Here is a 22,260-nt window from a genome sequence, read left to right on the forward strand (position 1 = left end):
TAAATAGGTTGAATTTTTATTCTTTGTTACAAATCTAATTTTTTATTCAGCATGCATTTAATTTATTACTTTTTTATACCGCCCAATTTTTTATTTTTGACGTTCGTTTAAACTTAAACAAACCTTAATGAATAACTGGTTTAATAAAAATGGCATTCACTTAGCCATTATTGCATTTTTTGTAGTCATCACTTTTGCCTACTTCAGTCCTGTTTTGGTAGGTAAAGCGCCTGCGCAAAGCGATGTAATCCAATCGCAAGCTATGCAAAAGGAAATTATGGACTTTAAAGAGAAAGATGGTAAGGCACCACTTTGGACCAACCAGATGTTTGGTGGTATGCCAGCCTATCAAATTTGGGTACCTTATGCCTATAATGGCGCTACTTATGGAATTGCCTTAATTACTAAAGCCCTGCCAAATCCAACAGGTACAGTTCTACTGTTGCTTTTAGGTGCTTATTTCTTGTTTATTGTATTAAAGGTTAATCCATGGCTTGCTGCAGCAGGCGCAATTGCATTTACCTTTACCATGTATAACTTTGTTTTAATTGCAAGCGGGCATAGTAGCAAGGCATTAGCAATTGGTTTTTTTGCACCAATAATAGCCAGTATTTTGTTAACCCTAAGGGGCAGATATTGGTACGGAGCGAGTTTAACAGCATTGTTTTTAGCCCTCGAAATAAGAACCAACCACGTTCAAATGACGTATTATTTAATGTTGGCTATTTTTATATTCGTTATTGTAGAATTTTACCAGGCATTTAAGAATAAAACCGTTTCAAATCTATTAAAATCGCTTGCTTTTCTTGCTTTTTCTGTGGCTATTGCGGTAATGATTAATGCCAGTTTATTATGGTCTACAGCAGAATATGCGAAAGAAACAAACCGGGGTAAATCTAATTTAACCGCTACAGAAGCAGCACCGGCAGAAAAAGGTTCAGGTATGCCAAAAGAGTATGCTTACCAATGGAGCCAGGGTGTTGGCGAGAGCTTTACCTTTTTAATTCCAGATTTATATGGAGGTGCTTCAGGAGTAGATAAGTTGGTAAACCCTGATGGGAATATGTATAAAGCCGTTGCCGAAATTACAGGAGGCGATCCTAATCAAACTGCACAGGCTATCCAGCAATTGGGAGGGCAATTAAATATGCAACAGTACTGGGGCGAGAAACCATTTACACAAGGTGGCTATTATTTCGGTGCAATTATCTGTTTCTTATTTGTTTTTGGTTTATTCATCGTTCGCAGCCAATTAAAGTGGTGGATATTGGCAACAACTGTTTTATTCATTTTGCTTTCTTTTGGTCGCCACTTCCCTCTTGTAAGTGATTTATTCTTCGATTATTTTCCACTTTATAATAAATTCAGAGCAGTTGAATCCATTTTGGCAGTAGTTGGTTTAATGGTTCCGATATTGGCCATTTTATCAATCAAAGAAATTCAGGATGGTGATTTAGATCAAAAGGTGTTGATCAAGAAATTAACCTGGTCTGCTGCTATTACTGGTGGTTTTGCTTTAATTGTAGCAATTGTGCCTACACTCTTTTTCAGTTTTAAAGCATCAAACCATATGCAAATTGTACAGGCTTTAACCCAAACTTTGCAAAATAATACTTCTGTTGCCCAAAAGATAGCAAATGGATTAGTGGAAGATAGAATTGCAATAGGTCGTGCAGATGCTTTGCGTTCTTTCTTTTTCGTGGTTATCGGTTTCGGAATAGTTTGGGCATTTATTACCAAAAAATTAAATACGCAATTAGCTTTAGGTTTGTTAGCGCTGGCGGTTTTGGTAGATATGTGGCAAATAGATCGTAGGTATTTAAATAACCAAAATTTTGAATACAAAAAAACGGCTTCAGATTTCTTTAAACCAAGGGACGTTGATAATTTTATCATGGCGGACAAAGACCCGAATTTTAGGGTATTTGATGCTTCGATAAATACTTTTAGCGATGCCAGTACCTCTAATTTTCACAAAACTATAGGTGGTTATCATGCAGCTAAACTGAAACGTTTTGATGAACTCATTCAACATCAATTTGCTAAAAGTATTAACCAGGATGTTCTTGATATGTTAAATACCAAATATATCATTACGCAGGATCAGCAAAACGGATCGTATAAAATGCAGCGTAACGCAACTGCCGCCGGTAATGCCTGGTTTGTACAAAGTGTTCAGTTTGCCAAAAATGCTGATGAAGAAATGAAGGCAATTAGCAGTTTTGACGCTAAAAAAGAAGCCATTGTTGATGAAAGCTTCAAAAATTCGATTGATACCAAACGATTAGGAACCGGTCAGGAAGGTTTTATTAAATTAACCAACTATAACCCTGATCACTTAACCTACGAATATTCAACCGCTAAAGATGTAATTGCAGTATTTTCAGAAATTTACTATGATAAAGGCTGGAAAATGTATATCGATGGTGTTGAAAAGCCATACTTCAGGGCCGATTACGTTTTACGTGCAGCGCAATTAGAGGCAGGTAACCATAAACTCGAGTTTATTTTCCACCCAACATCGTATTATACCGGAGAGAAAATCTCATTGGCAGGATCGATCTTATTATTGGCCGGATTGGGCTTTGGATTTTATTCAGAAGAAAAGAAGAAAAAGAAAGCAACTAAAGCTTAATATTTCTTTTAAATAGATTTACACCCCGTAAGATATTAATCTTATGGGGTTTTTTGTTGCCCATCATTGTCCCTCCCCCTCATTCGTTATCCTGAACTTGTTTTTGTTCAATGCTAAATATTTTTTCATTTTGGAGCGCAAAGCCTGTGCAAGACATAAAGTTTCTTCCCGTTTTTTGCTTATACGCTTCGCTTCCTCGTACCTCGTTGCTGTAGGGTAACGCTTCAATCGGGGCTAATTAGCAGAGCCTGTACTACATTTTTGGGGTTGCAGGGTGCACAAACCTTTGTTCCTAAACCGGATAGAGCGGAATAGCCCGGAGCTCAGCGAGGACTATGAGCGAAAGCAGGACTGAAGCTGCCAAGAACCACAAACCGCTCATTTCCAAATAACCTGAACCCGATTCCTCTAGTTATATAGACAAACCGAAGAGGTTGACCAATTAACTACCGTTATTCATTTTAACAATCTTTATCAAATAGAATAATAATTTAACAATGTCGTAACATTTGTTTGATATACAGCGTCTTACCTTTGTAATGTAAATCAGGTGATATGTTAGAATCATTCTTTGCCGTATGTTTATTAATTGTGGTACTTTATTTCTTTAGCCCCTTTGAGGTAAAACTCGATGAGGAAGAAGAGTGGTAACACAGCTAATTTATCTCTGAACTGCTTGAATAGAGCGGTAACAATACCCTTCCCCCCTAAATTTCCCGTTTATGGATAAAAGAAATGTCGATGTAGTCGTAATATCCGATGTACATTTGGGCACCTACGGTTGCCATGCGAAAGAGCTGCTGAAATATCTGAAGAGCATCAAGCCTAAAAGGTTAATTTTAAACGGTGATATCATCGATATCTGGCAGTTCAGCAAAAGTTATTGGCCCGAATCACACATGAAGGTGATCCGTAAACTGATGAAATTCGTGTCGGAAGGCGTTCAGGTTCACTACCTGACGGGGAATCATGATGAGATGCTCCGCAAATTCGACGGCATGGAAATGGGGACTTTCCATCTTCAGAATAAGTTAATCTTAGAACTGGATGGAAAAAAAGCATGGTTTTTTCATGGTGATGTTTTTGATGTCACCATGCAGCATTCCAAATGGCTGGCTAAACTGGGTGCAGTTGGATACGATACGCTGATTCTTATTAATAGTTTTGTAAACTGGGTACTTACCGCGTTTGGGCGGGAAAAGATGAGCTTTTCGAAAAAAATCAAAGCTAAATTTAAGGATGCCGTTAAGTTCATCAATAGTTTTGAGCAAACAGCTGCAGAACTGGCCATCGAAAAAGGTTATCAGTATGTGGTTTGTGGACACATTCATCAGGCTGAGCAACGTGAAATTGCCACCGAAGAAGGTAAAGTGCTTTATCTGAACAGCGGCGATTGGGTAGAAAGCCTCACTGCTTTAGAATATGAAAACAGCAAGTGGACGGTTTTTAAATATGAGTACCAACATTTTACTAAAGATCAATTGGATGAAGGAATCCTTTCTGATGCCGAAGATTTAAAAAGTAAACTCGATATAAATATTCTTTTACAGAATATAAAATACGAAATTGCCCAATAATTTAAGATATTCGGGCATAAATGAAGATACTTTACGCAATACAGGGAACTGGTAACGGTCATATCAGCAGGGCGAGGGAAATAATTCCTTTGTTACAACAATATGGCGAACTGGATATTTTAGTCAGTGGCACACAGGCCGATGTGAAACTCAGTCAGCCTGTAAAATACCAATTACATGGCTTCAGTTTTATCTTTGGGAAAAAAGGCGGTGTAGACCATTTTAAAACCTGGCTGAACATGAATCTTTTCCGTTTTCGGAAAGATATGAAGCAGCTGCCGTTGAAAGATTACAACCTTATCGTTAACGATTTTGAACCCGTAAGCGCCTGGGCCTGTAAGTTGCAGGGCATAGAATGTGTATCACTGAGTCATCAGGCTGCTTTTAAATCTAAAAAAGTACCCCGTCCGAGAACTTTAGATTGGGGAAAACTGATCCTGAGTCGTTACGCACCCACCAAATACCACATTGGCTTTCACTTCGATCGTTACGATACTTTTATCCATACCCCGGTAATCAGGGCTGAGATCCGGAACCTGAAAAGTGAAAATTTAGGCCATTATACCGTTTATCTTCCAGCCGTTGACGATAAACGGTTGGTCAAGCTTTTTACACAGCTCCCTGAAGTTACGTGGCAGGTTTTTTCTAAACACAATAAAGTAGCCTACCGGGAAGGAAATGTTTTTGTGGAGCCGGTTAACAACGAAAAATTTAATAAAAGCCTGGCTACCTGCGCAGGGCTGTTTACAGGCGGCGGTTTTGAAGGACCTGCTGAAGCACTTTACTTAAAGAAAAAACTTTTGGTTGCACCTATGCGCTTTCAGTTTGAGCAGCAATGTAATGCCTACGCCTTAAAACAGTTTGGTTTACCTGTAATTTGGGGAAGCACCAGAAACTGGTTGCCGATTATCAAAAACTGGGTTGAAAATCCTCAACAGCATGAGTTTAATTTTCCTGACGAAACGGCGCAGATTATTGACGATATGGTGAAGAAATACGCGAGAAAATAACGTCTAACAACAAAATTAATTTCTTTAGGAGGTAATTTAGTCATCCAGGATTTATTTTTATAAATAGGCGATAATTTGATTTAAAAAATTATTTTTGAGCAAACATTACATTCTGGCTCTCAATGATTAAAAAATTAACACTCCTGTTTTTTGTTATATTTTTATTTTCTGCAACTTATATTTTTGCCCAAGGCATCGTTCAGGCTCCCTTAATTTCTAGTTTTGCTCCATTATCGGGAAAGGAAGACGAAACTATAACGATTACTGGAGATAATTTCTCTGACCAGACATCCCTCAATCTCGTATTTTTTGGCACTATAAAGGCAACCGTAACTTCAGCCAGCAGATCGCAGCTTACCGTGCTCGTACCAAAAACAGCGGAGCTAAACAAAATCACCGTTTTAAATACAAAAACAGGTCTCCAGGGTAGTTCAAGTATCGCCTTCATCCCGTCGTTTAATTCAAACAATAAATTTAATTCTTCCGATTTTTTTGATCCCACAATAGCTATTGATAAAGGTGTGGTCACACCCTCTGTTATGGCAAGCATAGATGCGGGTGACCTGGATGGAGATGGCAAACCTGAGCTGGTTTCCTGTTACAGCGACCTCAACGCTATTTTTATCTATAATAACAAAACACCCACACCAAATGGTTTTGCATACAATGCCCGTGTTGCCTTAGCAACTGGTACGGGTCCGCAAATGGTGCGAGTCGCTGATATCAATATGGATGGCAAGCCAGATCTGATCACAGTAAATAAAACAGCAGGTACAATTTCAATTCTGATCAATCAATCTGTGCCCGGAGCCAATCTTAGCACATTGTCTTTTGCTCCCAAGGTGGATTTTTCGACTGCATCCATGCCAATTTCACTAGTAGTATTTGATGCAGATGGAGATGGTAAGCCAGATATTGTTACCGGAAGTGCAGAAGGTTTTCTTACTATTTTAAAGAATCAATATACAGGTACTGTTTTTGATGCCAACGCTTTCCTTCCTAAAAGGGATTTCTATCAAAACCTGACTGCCGACTATATTCTTGCTGAAGATCTGAACAACGATGGTAAACCAGATCTCATTCTTGGCGGGAAATCATCTCAAATTTTTATTTTTCAAAACAAGTCTGTACCAGACAATGTCGTATTTTCTCAACAAAGAATTACACTCGATGGATCGAGAGATGACGCTGTTGCCGCAGTAGGCGATCTCAATCAGGATGGTAAACCTGAGATTATCCTTGGCGATGCTACAAATAGCTATACTGAAAACAAGTTGTGGGTTTTTGAAAATATTTCTTCGGGTGATATTTTCTTTAAAGATCGGCTGAATATCGTTGGAAATACTTTCACTGAGTACATTACTTCTGTAAAAATCGCAGATATCGATGGTGATGGCAAGTCGGATATTGTTTTTGCCTATGGCGGAAAATACATAGGAGTAAAACGGAATTTATTTAATCCGGATGAAAACAAGATCAGGATGGCTGAACATGTAAATCTATCGGTTACCGGAACCCCAAAATTATTAGTAATGGGTAAATTTAGTTTTGATCCTTACCCTGATATTTTTATCCAGAATATAGAAAATAATAATTTAAGCTTGCTTATTAACCGGGTAGCGCTGCCGCCTTCAGTTCAGTCTGTCTCACCTATTGCGGCCGAGACGGGTTCGACCGTAACGATCTCCGGAAAAAATTTTGGAGATGCTACAAGCAACATTGTATTTTTTGGAGGCGTTAAAGCACAAATTACTGCTGCATCTGAAACGCAGATAAAAGCGGTTGTTCCGGCAGGAGCTTCGCACCAGCCGATTTCTGTTTTAAATATCAATACAAGCCTTATTGGATATTCTCCAAAACCTTTTATACCTATCTTTCCGACAAAGAAGAGCATTACAAAAGCTGATTTTAGTATCCTTTCCTCTTTTGGAAATAGCAGAGATTCTAAGTCGATGGCTATGGCAGATTTAGATAATAATGGCATCATGGATTATGTACTCTCTAATCGCGGAAATCATACGGTTAGTATTTATATGAATGGAGCTATTAATGAACCTACTTATACAAAAGCCACTGATTATGAACCTGAAGGTGTATCAATAGGCGACCTCGATGCTGATGGTTATCTGGATATTGTGGTAGGTAATAACTATGGCAAATCATTATCAGTATACAGAAATAATCTTTCTGCGGGCGGTAGTTTTATGGATCAAGTAGAATTTGGTAGTGCCCCCGGACCCAGGGTGCTGGCCATCGGAGATCTGGATGGTGACGGTAAACCAGAAATTATAGTAGCAGAGAATAGTCTCAGTCCTCAAAATCCTTATGGCGATGGAGGAAGATTTATCAATGTTTTATGGAATAAAAGTATGAAGGGGACGATTAACCGATACTCTTTCGCTACCGCTCAATACTTTGAAGTTGGTAATAGTCCGGCTTTTGTGCGGATAGCTGATATCGATGGAGATGGGAAACAAGACCTGGTTGTGGGTAATGTAAGTGGAAGTATATCCATCCTACGAAATACAATAAAAAACAATACTATAGATGAGAATTCTTTTGCTCCAAAGATTTTATTCGATGTAGCGGGAGTTGACTGTATTGTTGTCGATGATTTTGACGGCGATGGCAAGCCGGATATTGCAGCCAGCAACAATGAGGGTGTTGCGCTATTTTATAATAAGAGTACCGTTGGAGCTATAAATGCATCTTCGCTCGCTGGAAGGGTAACTATCCCTGTTACCAATGGGGCAAGTTATATGGAAAGCGGAGATCTGGATGGTGATGGCAAACCAGATCTCATAGTAAGTAACTGGGGTGAGAATACGATTTCCATTTTGAGAAATAGTTCCGAGCGTGGTGTGATCAATATTGGCTCTTTTATGCCTCCGGTAGCAATTAATATTAACTCACACGCCATTGGTATTTCTGTAGGAGATATTGACAAAGATGGGTTGACAGATATTGCAGTTTTAACTTCTGCTCAAACTGGCTGTATAGTAAAAGTTATTAACAAAAGGGTAATTGGAAACTTACCTGTTGTTTCCTCTTTCTCACCCAATAATGTTAGGTTGGGGGCAGAAGTAGCCATAACAGGAAAGAACTTTACTGGCGTAACCGATGTCCGGTTTGGCGGCATTGTATGCAGCTCTTTCACCGTAACTTCTGCTACAACTATTGTTGCTAAAATTGCTGCAGGCGGATCGGGCACTATAACGGTTACAGGTCCTGAAGGGGCTGGTACATTGGATGGATTTGTTTACCTATACGATCAGCCGGGGCAAGCTCCTCCAGAAATAAAATCATTTAGTCCGACTTCAGGTGCTATAGGGGCTACTGTAATAATAAATGGTAATAACTTTGGTAGTACAGCAGTCGATAATCAGGTGTATTTTGGTAGTGTAAAGGCAGAAATCATCTCTGCATCTTCTACAAGCATCACTGTAAAGGCTCCTGCCGGAAGCGTTTATCGTCCAATATCAGTGATCAAAAACAAACTGGTTGCTTATTCTGCTAAGCCATTCATCTATACCTTTGATGGAAGTAATGCTGATTTTAGATTTATGCCGAGCTCATTTGCCCAAAAAACGGATTTTCCAGCTTCTGAAAAAAATACTGATAGTTTTGTGGCAGATATAGATGGAGATGGGAGAATTGATCTGGTTACTCTAAATAATACTTCTATTTCAGTGTTTATGAATACTACTACCAATGGTACGGTTTCTTTTACCAAGTCGGATTTTTCAATTTTAAGCGGAGCCAATCACTTTATGGATGTTGATCTTGATGGTGATGGGAAACAGGATATCGTAATAGCAAATAGTAACAATTCCATCTCTGTTTTAAGGAACAACAGCACAATGGGAAATATATCTTTTCTAAACAGATTAGATATTGCTACTCCACATGTGCCGCTAAGCCTTGCATTTGGAGATTTTGATCATGACGGAAAACCAGATCTTGCCCTTAGTAATAAAGATGATAAGTCAGTTACAATACTAAAAAATATAGGGAATGATACAGAATTGGCTTTAAAAGTAGAACAAGCACTACCAATTCCCAATATTGCCAAGGGGCTTGCCGTTGGAGATTTGGATGGCGATGGCAAAGTTGATATTGCCATCGGCAATAATGCAGGTTATCCAAGTTATTACGTATTTCTAAATACGACCAATAGTGGAGGAATTACCTTTAAAATACCGACCAACCTGCCTAACTATCCTGGTACGACAGTGATACCTGATGTAGTATCAATTGTAGATATTAATGGTGACGAAAAAATGGATTTGGTAATCACCCAAGGCAGATATTTTCGGCTCTTATTAAATAAAAGCACAGAAGGGAATATTAAATTTGAGAATGATGGTGGTTATTCCCTATATAACCCGGCCATAAGCCACGCTGTTGGCGATTTGGATGGTGACGGCAAAGTAGATTATATGGCTAGCATTGATGAAAGCGATATGTTTAGTATCCATAGGAATTTTTCAACACCTGATAAATTCAGGATTGCGGGCAATGTTGATTATAAAACTAACGGGGGACCAAGAGGAATAGTTACTGCAGATTTTGATGGAGATGGTAGAGCCGATATTGCCCATATAAATTATAAAGTAAATTCTATTTCAGTTTATAAAAATACAAAGGTCGATCCAGTTGGCATTGCTTCATTTTCACCAAAAACAGCTTCTGCCAATACAGAAGTTTTTATACAGGGATTAGATTTTACTGGAACCACAAGTGTAAGCTTTGGAGGCGTAGAAGCAGAAAAATTTACGGTAGTATCTCCTCAATCTATTAAGGCAAGTGTTGGCTTGGGTGCAACGGGAGAAGTAAAGGTTGTGAGTCCTTTGGGCTCAGCAAGTTTACCTGGCTTTACTTATAACGAAGCAGCCCCTGAAATGTACAGTTTTTCTCCAATGTATGGAGGTGAGGGCGAGGTGATAACAATAAATGGTAGTGGTTTTACAAATGTAACTGCTGTTACTGTTGCCGGTCAAAATGTAGCTTCATATACGGTAGTCTCTTCAACAGTAATTAATTTTGTTGTTGGAAAAGGAACCAGTGGCCCAGTGGTGGTGTCTACCGCTAAAGGACAGGCATCATGGTATCCGTATTTTACCGTTATAGGTCCACCTACCATTACGTCATTTACGCCATCAACTGCCAAACCTGGAACTACTGTAGTAATAAGAGGCTCAAATTTCTATCTGGTCAAGGAGGTCAGTATTGGTAATGTTCCGGTAAGCTCTTTTAAGGTTAATAATAGTGATTATATCGAGGCAGTAGTAGGTTCAGACGCCGGCTCGGGATTAGTGTTCATTAAGGCAACTGGAGGAGCTGTCAGCTTAGAAGGGTTTAATATTATACCGCTTCCTAAAATAAGTTCGTTCTTCCCAAAATTCGGATACGCAGGAAGCATAGTCACCATTACAGGTAAAAACCTGGATGGAGTAACCAGAATAACTTTTGGAAATCAACCGGTTAGTTCGTTTAAAATAGTTTCCCCCACAACCATTACAGCAGTACTGAGTTCAAACATGAGTGGTGGCGATGTTGTGGTTCAAAGCCCAAATGGAAATAGTACTTTAGGGACATTTACCTATGCTCCCCCTCCAACCATTATCTCATTAAGTCAAAATACAGCAATAACAGGCACACCTATTACCATAACGGGAAAGAATTTTGGGTTTTATGTTCCTTCGGTAAGCTTTGGTGGTGTACCCGCCGCATCTGTTGTAAGGTATTCCGATACTAAAGTAGTAGCAACTGTTAGCGCAGGTCAGAGTGGAGATATATCATTAACTACCGAAGGAGGAACTGCTATTTATCAAGGTTTTGTGCACATTGCCAAGCCAATTATTAATGCAGTAGGTACCACAACTTTTGCAGCAGGTGGGAAGGTAGAGCTTAGGATAACACCAATGGCCGAATATAGTTATCAGTGGACGAAGAATGGAATTGCAATATCTGGCGCAATTAATACCAGTTTTGAGGCAAAAGAAACTGGACTATATGCGGTAGTGGCTACCTATAAATCGGTAAATATTAGTTCGGGAAGTATTGCGGTAAATGTAATATTTTCTCTTCCCGCCAATAACTTCTCTTTGAAAATTACAGGCGAAAGCTGCAGAATAAGTAATGATGGGGCAATCAGCATTGCGTCAGCAAAAGAATTAAATTATACAGTTACGCTTAGGGGACCCGTAAACAATACTTATACCTTTAATAATAAATTAGATATTAGAAACCTTGTAGCCGGAACCTATAATTTATGTATTACTTTGGCTAGCGAACCCACATTTAATCAGTGTTATGATTTAGTGATTACGGAACCAAAAGATTTAGCGGTTTACAGTACTGTAGGAAATGATGGGAAGTTACTGCTTCAGCTTGCTGGAGGCACAAACTATTCCATTTTACTCAATGGAAAATCTTATCAAACCAGTAGTAGCCAGATTGAGCTGCAGTTAAAGTCGGGAGAAAATCATCTTCAGGTTACAACTGATAAGCTCTGCCAGGGACTTTACAGCAAAACGATTTCTCAAGCGGCCGATAATAATGTTGTTTATCCCAATCCATTTATCAATCTGCTGACGATGAAACTTCCAAACCTGAAGATTAAAACGGCAGATATTGAGATTTCGGATATAATTGGTCAAATTGTATTAAAGGGGAAATACGTCTCCGACGGTGGATTTATATCAATGAATGTAGACAAATTAACATCTGGGATTTATCTGTTGAAAGTAGTGACAGACAACGGTGACAAATCGATTTATAAAGTTATTAAAAAATGAGAAAATTAGTCTGTTTTTTGGCTTTGGCAATGTTTTTGGCCAATTGTAAAAAAAATCCTGATGGAGAAGACAACCCAATAATAATTGAAAAACCTGTGTTATCGTTTCCTGCGCAAAACGAGGCCTGCACGTCGGGTACAATTGTTTCCATTGCCCAAAGTGCCATTGTATTTAAGTGGCAGAAAGCAGCTAATGCTGATAGTTATGAACTTTTTGTTAAAAATCTTTTAACTAATCAGATTGCCAAAAAAAGCACCTCCGGCTTAGAACAAGAGATGATCCTTGATCGAAATACTCCTTACTCCTGGTACGTGGTGTCTAAATCTCAAACGATTACAGATTTAACACAAAGTGATGTTTGGAAATTTTATAACGCCGGTCCAGGGACTGTTTCATATGCTCCTTTCCCAGCTGAAATTATTAGCCCTTTAATGGCCTCAACTATGGAGGCGATTAATAATAAAATATCTCTCGAATGGAAAGGAGAAGATGTGGATAATGACATTTTGGGCTACGATGTCTATTTTTCGTCTAACTCGACGCTTAGTCTGATCAAAAGTAACCTCAAAGAAACCACATTGAAAGATTTAGATGTGAAATCGAAAAACACCTATTACTGGAAAGTAATTACAAAGGATTCTAATGGTAATTCGTCAGATTCTGGAACTTTTCAGTTTATGGTAAAATAGGATTCGGTAAAGAAAAAGTAATAGACCGTTATTATAATTTGACTATTACTAAAGTGGAGCGGTTTTTCATCATTGGATTTTAGCTTTACTGTTAAATTATTTTCTTTACTTTGCCTACTCTTTAAAAAGGCATGATTAATCAGTTTAGAAAGCTAAATCCAATTAACCTCGTATTCTTGCTGGCGTACACGTTCTTTCTGCGTATTGCTATCTTTCATGAAACGCACGATAAGCTGAACTTTGATTTTTTGGAGCCATTTGCCCGACTGCTGATCAATATCAATTTAGACGACGCCTTTACGCCATACACTAATATTTTTATCGCCACACTTCTGGTTTATGTACAGGCTTTAATTTTTAACCGGATAGTAAACAACCATAATTTATTGGCCAAACCCAGTTTCCTACCTGGGCTGATGTTTATAACAGGAACAAGCCTGTTTATGCCTTTTATGATCCTAAGTCCGGCATTATTATGCAACTTTCTGCTGATCTGGATTATAGATAAGTTTTTAAAACTGGGTAAAAGTGCTAACTCCATTACCACTGTTTTCGATATCGGGATGATTATAGGGGTTGGAACATTGATCTACTTTCCGTTTATGGCCATGTTGCTCATGATCTTTTTAGCGCTATTGCTTTTTAGATCGTTTAATTGGCGCGAATGGGTAGCAGGTTTAATTGGCTTTATAACAGTTTTCTTTTTTTTGGCTGTATTTTATTATTGGAAAGATAATTTAAGCTCATTTTATCAGATATGGAAGCCATTGAGCAATAAGTTTCCTTCAGTGTTTAAAATCAACTATAACGATTACCTGGTGCTCATCCCGGTAACGGTAATTATCATATTGGCATCACTACAGCTCCGCGAAAATTTCTTCAGGAGTTTTATCAGTACAAGGAAGAGTTTTCAGCTGTTGTTTTTCATGTTTATTATTTCTGCAGCTAGTTTTTACCTTAAACCCGATTTCAGGACCTGGCATTTTTTGCTCTGTGTACCACCAGGATCGGTACTGTTGGCGTACTATTTTAGTAATGCCAAAAAACGTTGGTTTTACGAAACATTGTTCGTTTTATTTGTGCTTTCGATACAGTATTTTCTGTTTGTTTAACCTTTTTTAACAAATAACTAGAACGAAACTTGACAAAGATTAATAGCTTTGTGCATGATTTTAGAATTAAAGCTTTTTTAGTTTTAATCAAGATGGATAAAAATGGAGTCACTGGAATTTCTAAGAACATATTATTTGCAGCGGGAGATTTTAAATGCGTAGGTTAAGCATTGATATTGGAAATTCTGCTGTTAAGGTTGCTGTTTTTGCAAATAGAGAAATTGTTCATCATCAGCGTTTCAATAAAATTGGGATACTTGATCTGGCTCAATTGATTGAGAAGTTTTCGCCTGCAAAATCTATCATCAGTAGTGTTAACCAGGAAATTGGGCCACTAGAAGTATTTTTAAAAAAGCATACCGAATATATCCGTTTTTCAACCATGTTAACGAATGGAGTACAAAATAGATATAAAACGCCGGTTACTTTGGGATTAGACAGGTGGGCTGCTATTCTGGGGGCAAATGGCCTGCATCCGGCAAATGCAAGTTTAGTGGTTGATGCGGGTACCTGTATTACCTACGATGTTTTAAGTAGCTCGAAGGAATATTTTGGTGGAAGTATAAGTCCGGGTATTAAAATGCGTTTTAAGGCTGTACATGAATTTACCGGCCGTTTGCCATTGGTGGAGTGGGATGCAAACGAAGATATTGTGGAAGGTACTGATACACAATCGGCAATTAAGAACGGTATTTTACAAGGAATAATAAACGAAATTGAAGGCTTTATTGCCCTAAATAATAAAAAAGAAAGTGCTCTGAAGGTAATTATAACAGGAGGGGATGCTAATTTTTTGTATAAACAATTACAAAACAGCATCTTTGCGCCTCAAATTATAAAAGATCCTTACTTAGTATTAAAAGGATTAAATGAAGCTATTGCAGATTAAAATGTACAAAGGAATAAATTATATTGCAGCCATATTCGTTCTAGTTTGTGGTTTAAGTGCTCAGGCACAGGTTACCACTTCATCGCCATACTCAAGATATGGACTTGGAAATATAAAAGGATCTTTGTTGCCTCAGCTGAGAGCAATGGGTGGAATTTCTACCGCAGTAGGAAAAGTAACAGGGTTCAATTATATTAATATGCAAAACCCAGCTTCTTATGCTGGAATAAATTTGACCACCATTGATGTGGGCATGAGTGCAGGTTTAACTAATCTTACGAGAAGCAATTTAAGCGAAACGAGTTTTAACGCTACTTTTAGTCATTTGGCATTTGCTGCTCCCGTTACCAGGAGATCAGCTTTGAGTTTTGGTATTTTACCTTACTCAGATCTAGGTTATTCTTACAGAAACACAGCTAAAGTTGATACGACTACCGTTGATCAGCTTTATGAAGGTGAAGGCGGCTTGTCAAAAGCTTACTTGGGTTATGGCTATCGTTTTGGCGATCATTTAAGAATTGGCGGTAACCTAGAATATATTTTTGGTAACCTCCAAACTACAAGGGCTACCGAATTTCAATCCGTAGGCGCCTATAATGCTAAACTTCAAAATAAAAACAGCGTTGCTGGTATCAACTATTCTTATGGTATCCAGTACGATTTTAATATCGGTAAGAAAACAATTATGACCTTGGGCTATTCGGGAAGTACCTCTGGCAAAATAAATTCAACACAAACTTCTTTTGCTACCTTATACACAAGAGATCAGAGCGGTAACGAAAATACTGCCGCTGATACTTTAAATATTGTGAATGGTGGAAAATCGAATCTTACTTTACCATTAAACCACAATTTTGGTATCTCTATCCAGCAAAATGATAAGTGGATGATCGGTGCTGATTTTAGAATGAGTAAATGGTCTGCAACCAGTATCAATAATGTAAACCAAGGTTTGCAAGATAGCTGGGGAGCCTCGTTAGGTGGCCAGTGGACACCAGATGCATTTTCTTACAACAGTTACATGAAACGTGTAGATTACCGTGTAGGTTTTAACTACGATAAAACCTATATCAAGATCGGTAATCAGGATATCAAACAAATGGGGGCATCGCTGGGTTTTGGCTTCCCGCTACCTACTGCTAATGGCGGTACTGCATTTTATAAAATCAATTTTACAACAGAACTCGGACAAAGAGGAACTTTAAACAATAATCTTGTTAAAGAGAAATATATCAACTTCCACTTAGGCTTTACCTTGAATGATACCTGGTTCCGTAAGTATCGCGTAGACTAATGAATTTAAGGACATTTTTATATGGTCTGTTTCTGGTGTTGCCTTTTTTTCTGGCTTCCTGTGGAGACGATGATCTAAAAAATGCCAATTCAGTTTCACCAAATAAAGTTATTCTAAGCAGAGACCGGACCATCGGTGTCGATATTACCTATAGCGATTCGGCCAGGATTAAGGCTAAAGGCTACGCGCCGATATTGGATAAAGTTACACCTAGCAACGGAAGTTCCTATCAAGAAATGATTAAAGGGGTGAGCATAGACTTTTATAATCCGAACGGAACTGTAGATGGAAACTTAGTGTGCGATTACGCCATTAGGAGAGACAATGAGCTTAAAACCGAATTCAGGAAAAATGTGGTAGTGAAAAATAGTAAGGGCGATACCTTTTCATCACAAGAATTAATTTGGGACGAATCGAAGAAGATTTTTTATTCCAATCAGCGGGTATATGTGAAAGGTGTAGATGGTAGTATTGGCGAAGGTATTAACTTTAAAGCCCCGCAAGATTTTAGCACTTATGAAATGGATAGCGGAAACGGTGAATTGAATATGAAGGAAGGTGTGGCGCCGTAGGCGAAATGAGTGAATAATGGAATTTTGAATGCGCGTATGTTGAGCTGACTAAATTTTTGTTGTCCTTCAATCACTCAAAATTCTGTCATCAATCACTAAAAATGGGCTTCTATTACCTTAAAAATTAAACACTTGATAAATAAAATTTTGTGTTTTCTTTTTTGAGGCAAATTTGTATCTTGCGCCCTCTTAAAAAAGAACTAAATAAATTTATAATTACAATATGGGATTAATGACATTTTTGCGTAACCGTGCAGGCTATATTTTAGTTTTTGCTATCGGTTTTGCAATTGTTGCATTTTTAGTAGGTGATGCAATTAACGTGGGTAAACCTTTTTGGTCAGCAAATCAAAAAGTTGTAGGATCTATTGATGGTAAGGATATCAGTATTGACGAATTCGGACCAAAGGTTGATCAAGGTGTAAATCAAATGAAGCAGCAATATGGCGGTAGTGCAAATGCACAGATGACTGCTATGGCTGTTGATCAGGCATGGAATGCAGAGTTAGCAAAAGTTTTGTTAACTAAAGAATATGATCGTTTAGGTTTAACCGTTTCGGAAGACGAATTGGTAGATTTATTACAAGGTCAAAATCCTAGTCCCCTTATTAAACAATATTTCTCTAACCCGCAAACAGGACAGCTAGACCGTGCTACTTTAATGAACTTTCTAAAATCGAAAGAACCTCAGGCTTTGCAGCAATCTAATATGTTACAGGAAGAAATTAAAAACCAGGCATTACAAACCAAATATTCTAACTTAATCCGTAACTCGGTTTATGTAACCTCTTTAGAAGCTACAGATGAGTATAATAACCGTAACAAACTGGCCAACTTTAAATATGTAAGTTTGGATTATGCTTCAATTCCAGATAAGTCAGTTAAATTAACCGATGCTGATTATTCGGAATATTATGATCAGAACAAAGCACGTTTCAACAATCCACAAGAAACACGTGCTTTCGAATACGTTACTTTCAGTATCAGCCCAACCAAAGCAGATTCATTGGCAATCAAAACACAGGTAGATAAAATTGCCGCTGATTTCCAGGTAGCTAAAAACGATTCACTTTTTGCAGCCATCAATTCAGACGTAAAAGTTCCCTTTACTTATATCACAAAAGGTAAATTGGATCCGGCTGTTGATTCAGCAGTATTTGCTTTACCTGCAGGCAGCTTTTATGGCCCTAAATTAAGCGGTAACTCGTACAAAATCGTAAAAGTAGTATCTACCCGTATTTCACCTGATTCAGTAAAAGCAAGCCATATTTTAATCGATCCTGCTAAAGTGGGCGGCGATGATAAGGCTGTTAAATTAGCAGATTCATTAAAAGGATTAATTTTAAAAGGTGGCAATTTTGCCGAACTGGCTAAAAACTACAGTGTAGATGGTTCAAAAGATAAAGGTGGCGAATTGGGTACTTTTGCACGTGGTGCAATGGTTCCTGAATTTGAAAATGCCGCTTTTGATGGTAAAGCGGGCGATATCAAAGTAGTAAAATCTCAGTTTGGCTACCATATTCTTAAAATCGAAAAACAGATCGGTTCTTCTAAAGTAGCTAAATTGGCTTATGTAGAAAAAGCATTGGCAGCCAGTAGCAAAACTCAGGCAGCTGCTTATAAAGCTGCAAGTAATTTCTTAACAGAAGTAAAAGGTAACGATTTTAACAAATTTGCTGCACAAAAAGGATTAAAAGTGGCTGTTGCTGATAAGGTTGCATCAACCCAAGGATTTGCAGCTGGATTGGATAATCCACGTAAATTAATCCAGGATGCTTATGCCGCCGATAAAGGTGATGTATTGCCAGAAATTTACACCATGAGCAATGCTTATGTTGTGGCCCGTTTAACTACCATCAGCCCGAAAGGTATTTTATCATTAGCTGATGTGAAGAAAGAAATTGAGCCAATGGTAATTAATGCCGTTAAAGCAAAACAATTGAAAGAAAAATTGGCTAATGCCGGTAAGGGAAGTATTGATCAGGTTGCAGCTAAAGTTGCACGTCCGGTTAATCCAGTACAGAATGTTGTATTTGCTAATCCGGTAATCCCAGGGGTGGCGCAGGAAAATGCTTTGGTAGGAAGCGTTTTCGGTTCACAGCCAGGTAAAGTGTCGCCCCCTGTTCAGGGCGAACGCGGTGTTTATGTATTTTCAGTTGATGGATTTACAAACCCTGCACCCATTGCCAATATGTTCAAACAAAAAGAAAGCATGATGTTAAGTTTAGGACAGCGTTCATTGGGATCGGCTTTCCAGGCTTTACAGGAAAATGCGAAGATAAAAGACAATCGTGTGAAATTCTATTAATTAGAAATTCCGTAATTTTGTAACCGTTCCGATCATTAGTCGGAACGGTTTTTTTATTTAAGGCCATGGAAATTCAAGAAAACATCGTTAATAAAGTAGCCAACAGTGGCTTAATTACTTTAAACCTCGAAGATTTTTATCATAAAGGCGAAAGAGTGGTTTATGATATTGTAGATAATCTATTTCATGGTTTAATGCTAAGGGAAAAAGATTTTAGGGAGTTTATTAAAAATCACGATTGGACACAATACCAAGATAAGAATGTAGCCATTATCTGTTCAGCTGATGCAATTGTACCTACCTGGGCATATATGTTATTGGCCAATAGGTTAAAACCCTATGCTAATGAAGTGGTATTTGGAGACCTAAACACATTAGAAGCTGTTTTATTTACTAAGGCGCTGGCTAAAATTAATCCGCAAGATTATGCCAACGAGCGTGTGGTGGTAAAAGGATGTGGAGATATCGATGTCCCGGTTTCAGCTTATGTGGAGGTAACCAACTTACTTACCCCTGTAGTTAAAAGCATTATGTTTGGCGAACCCTGCTCTACTGTTCCTGTATATAAAAGAAAAGATTAAATTTTGGTTTGCTTTTTGTATATCTTCATGGGAGGAACGGTTTAATTTCTTATGAAAGAAAATCTTTTCCTTATTCAGTCCGTCATCCTGAATTTATTTCAGGATCCATTATGCTGATTATCAACAACACACAAATGAGTACAAAAGCAATGAAGAAATTATTTATAACCGTCACGGCTGGCCTATGCAGTCTTTTCACAATGGCTCAAGAACTTCCCCTGAAAAAAGAACCTGTATTTCAGGAAGGTGAAGTTTTACAGTATAAATTAAGATATGGATTTATTACGGCGGCAGAAGCTACTATTAAGGTCACTAATTCTGACTTAAAATTTGATAACAAACCTACCTATAAACTTACGGTTGATGCACAGACTTCGGGTACTTTTGATATATTTTATAAAATAAGAGACCATTACGATTCGTATATTGATAAAACAGATCTTTTGCCTTATTTCTATCAGGAGAATATCCGTGAGGCCAGTTACAGGCGACAGGATAAAGCACGTTTTACGCAGGATGCAAAGAAAGTGGTATCAAACAGGGGGACTTTTACAGCGCCAACCAATCAAACATTTGATCTGGTATCGGCCTATTATTTTGCCAGAAGTCTTGATATCAGTAAAATCAAAATTGGCGATAAGTTTAAACTGAACTATTTTCTGGGTGATGAAATCTCAGCCTTAGAAGTTGAATATATTGGAAAAGAAACAATAAAAAGTAAATTAGGGAATATCCGTTGTTTAAAATTTAGCCCATCGATAAAACCGGGCAGGATATTTAAAAAAGATAGTCGCTTATACCTTTGGGTAACTGATGATGGAAACCGTGTACCGGTAAAGGCTCAGGTAGAGATATTGGTTGGCGCGGTAACCATGGAATTAAAATCGGCCGATGGGCTGAAATATGCTTTAGCAAAAGAATAATGATGATAGAAGTTGAACAGGTGCTGGTGCACGAAGATGTATTGAAAGAAAACTTTGTTTGTAATTTAAGCAAATGTAAAGGCATTTGCTGTGTGGAAGGCGATTCGGGGGCACCATTGGATAATGACGAAAAAGCAGTTTTGGAGGATATTTATCCCAAAATTAAACACCTGTTAAATGAAAAAGGTATTAAAGCCATTGAAGAGCAAGGGGTTTATGTTGTTGATGAAGATGGCGATTTAACTACGCCATGTGTCGATAAAAATAAAGAATGTGCTTATGTGTTGTTCGAAGGCGGTATTACCAAGTGTGCCATTGAAAAAGCATATGAGCAGGGTATCGTAGATTGGCAGAAACCGATTTCCTGCCATTTGTACCCTATTCGGATAACCAAATATCCGGAATTTGAAGTGCTAAATTACGATCGCTGGCATATCTGCCACGATGCCTGTACCTTTGGTCGCGAACTTAAGGTTCCAGTATACAGCTTTTTAAAAGGACCACTCATCCGTAAGTATGGAGAAGGGTGGTATAAGGAGCTGGAAAGTTCGGTAGTGGCGATGTAATATTTCTTGCAAAATGTTAGTAAGCATTGCGATAGTAAAGTAATGCTTGATCTATACTTATACTAGGAATATATATCGCATATGCCAGCGTATACTGGAATGCGGTATTTCTTTTGTTGACGATCTATTCAATTTGAGCAAATACTTCATTGGATTTTTTACTGAATCCTTCTTTTGAAGTAGTATTTTACTATTAAACTTAGGCAATAAGAATCTCTTGAAACTAATTTTCAATTTATAGGTTTATAGTTTACCTTTGTATTTCTAACTGAATATTTTATGAGCAATATCTCTGATCCGAAACCGGTGAAAAAGGGTAAAAGGATGGGCAGTGACCATAATAAATTGGAAGAGTCTTACACGCCTGTTTCAAAACACAAATTCGAAGGATGGCCTATTTTGTGGATCTTAATCGTCATATTTTTAATTTCTGCAATTTTATGGTATACAGGGGCTACACCCTACTTAATTAAGTGGATTGCCAACAAATAAAGATTGTACAAAAAATAAAAAGACTGATTTTGGCAATATCGATCATTGGCTTTCCGTGAAAAGTTCAATGCATTACCACCTTATGGAGAGACGTTAATTTTGATGAAGTAAAAAACTGGTTAAAATTTTTCGTCATCGCTGGGAATCTGCTCAGCGGAGAAATAGCAGTACAACATTAATCCAAAGGAAATAATATAAAATGCTGCGATAATTAAAAGGAATGTGCTCATACTAATAGTTATTTGGTTAGTGTAATTATAACGTTAAGTTATCTTAAATTGTATATGATGATGTATTTATTTTATGTTAATTACTAACATAATTTGTTTTATTGTTGAAAACTAATTAAATAGTTTATTTTTTTGAGTGGTTACAACTGCCATTTATAATTTTATAAACACATCGCCTGTATAAAATGGTATGAAAGCAACTGAGATGTACAAGTTGTTGTCTTGGGTGCTAAACCAGGGTTTTATTTCAAGGCAATAAGAGTAATATTAAAAAGATCCGCGGCACCAAATTGCCCAGGATAAGTTCATTACAGTTTAAAGCTTTATAAATAAGATAATCTCATCATTTTATTCAGGTAAGAAGTTAAAAAGCATAATTGTAAACTATTAATGTTGATGAAGAGATCAAAAGCGATTAAAACCAGTAATATCTACTGATCGAATGAGATGATCGACTAAAACTTAGAAAATAAATAACCCCCCGAGCAATATCATTATGAATTCGCCCTGTTAAATTTGATGTGTAGCAATTCAGATATTAAGAATGTCAAAATTAAGTTGTTTTTTGCTTAAATCTAGCTT

Annotated in this window: 14 protein-coding genes; all 14 read left to right on the forward strand. The window is 37.7% G+C overall.

Annotated features, from left to right (window positions below; genetic code table 11):
* The first annotated feature begins 127 nt into the window (after window positions 1-127).
* The gene (locus HDC90_RS17275; protein WP_184468595.1) at window positions 128-2,635 is read left to right on the forward strand and encodes a YfhO family protein; all 2,508 of its coding nucleotides are present in this window, start codon (window positions 128-130) and stop codon (window positions 2,633-2,635) included.
* Window positions 2,636-3,357: 722 nt separating this feature from the next.
* On the forward strand, window positions 3,358-4,212 hold the full coding sequence (locus HDC90_RS17280) for a UDP-2,3-diacylglucosamine diphosphatase (protein ID WP_184468597.1): 855 nt from the start codon (window positions 3,358-3,360) through the stop codon (window positions 4,210-4,212).
* A 20-nt stretch (window positions 4,213-4,232) separates the two neighbouring features.
* Window positions 4,233-5,222 (forward strand): glycosyltransferase family protein, encoded by a 990-nt coding sequence (locus HDC90_RS17285; protein WP_184468599.1) that lies wholly within the window; start codon window positions 4,233-4,235, stop codon window positions 5,220-5,222.
* A gap of 122 nt (window positions 5,223-5,344) precedes the next feature.
* The gene (locus HDC90_RS17290; RefSeq protein WP_184468601.1) at window positions 5,345-12,022 is read left to right on the forward strand and encodes an FG-GAP-like repeat-containing protein; all 6,678 of its coding nucleotides are present in this window, start codon (window positions 5,345-5,347) and stop codon (window positions 12,020-12,022) included.
* On the forward strand, window positions 12,019-12,711 hold the full coding sequence (locus tag HDC90_RS17295; protein ID WP_184468603.1) for a hypothetical protein: 693 nt from the start codon (window positions 12,019-12,021) through the stop codon (window positions 12,709-12,711). The genes HDC90_RS17290 and HDC90_RS17295 overlap by 4 nt, the downstream gene beginning before the upstream one ends.
* Window positions 12,712-12,842: 131 nt before the next feature.
* Window positions 12,843-13,823, forward strand: a complete 981-nt coding sequence (locus HDC90_RS17300) for a DUF6427 family protein (protein WP_184468605.1) — start codon at window positions 12,843-12,845, stop codon at window positions 13,821-13,823.
* Between the two features lie 154 nt (window positions 13,824-13,977).
* Complete coding sequence (locus HDC90_RS17305) at window positions 13,978-14,712, forward strand: type III pantothenate kinase (protein WP_184468607.1); 735 nt, start codon at window positions 13,978-13,980, stop codon at window positions 14,710-14,712.
* Window positions 14,693-16,006, forward strand: a complete 1,314-nt coding sequence (locus HDC90_RS17310) for an OmpP1/FadL family transporter (RefSeq protein WP_184468609.1) — start codon at window positions 14,693-14,695, stop codon at window positions 16,004-16,006. Before HDC90_RS17305 ends, HDC90_RS17310 begins: the two co-directional genes overlap by 20 nt.
* On the forward strand, window positions 16,006-16,578 hold the full coding sequence (locus HDC90_RS17315; protein ID WP_184468611.1) for a hypothetical protein: 573 nt from the start codon (window positions 16,006-16,008) through the stop codon (window positions 16,576-16,578). The genes HDC90_RS17310 and HDC90_RS17315 overlap by 1 nt, the downstream gene beginning before the upstream one ends.
* A gap of 223 nt (window positions 16,579-16,801) precedes the next feature.
* A complete protein-coding gene (locus HDC90_RS17320; RefSeq protein WP_184468612.1) occupies window positions 16,802-18,886 on the forward strand; it encodes a SurA N-terminal domain-containing protein in 2,085 nt (694 codons plus the stop codon).
* Between the two features lie 65 nt (window positions 18,887-18,951).
* Window positions 18,952-19,467 (forward strand): DUF2480 family protein, encoded by a 516-nt coding sequence (locus HDC90_RS17325; protein WP_184468613.1) that lies wholly within the window; start codon window positions 18,952-18,954, stop codon window positions 19,465-19,467.
* Window positions 19,468-19,616: 149 nt separating this feature from the next.
* Entirely contained in the window at window positions 19,617-20,390 is a 774-nt protein-coding gene (locus HDC90_RS17330; RefSeq protein ID WP_184468631.1) for a DUF3108 domain-containing protein, read from the forward strand.
* A 2-nt stretch (window positions 20,391-20,392) separates the two neighbouring features.
* Entirely contained in the window at window positions 20,393-20,956 is a 564-nt protein-coding gene (locus HDC90_RS17335; protein WP_184468633.1) for a DUF3109 family protein, read from the forward strand.
* A gap of 279 nt (window positions 20,957-21,235) precedes the next feature.
* Window positions 21,236-21,448, forward strand: coding sequence for a hypothetical protein (locus HDC90_RS17340; protein ID WP_184468615.1), 213 nt, complete (start codon window positions 21,236-21,238; stop codon window positions 21,446-21,448).
* Window positions 21,449-22,260 lie beyond the last annotated feature (812 nt).

The organism is Pedobacter sp. AK013 (assembly GCF_014205835.1).
Classification (GTDB): domain Bacteria; phylum Bacteroidota; class Bacteroidia; order Sphingobacteriales; family Sphingobacteriaceae; genus Pedobacter.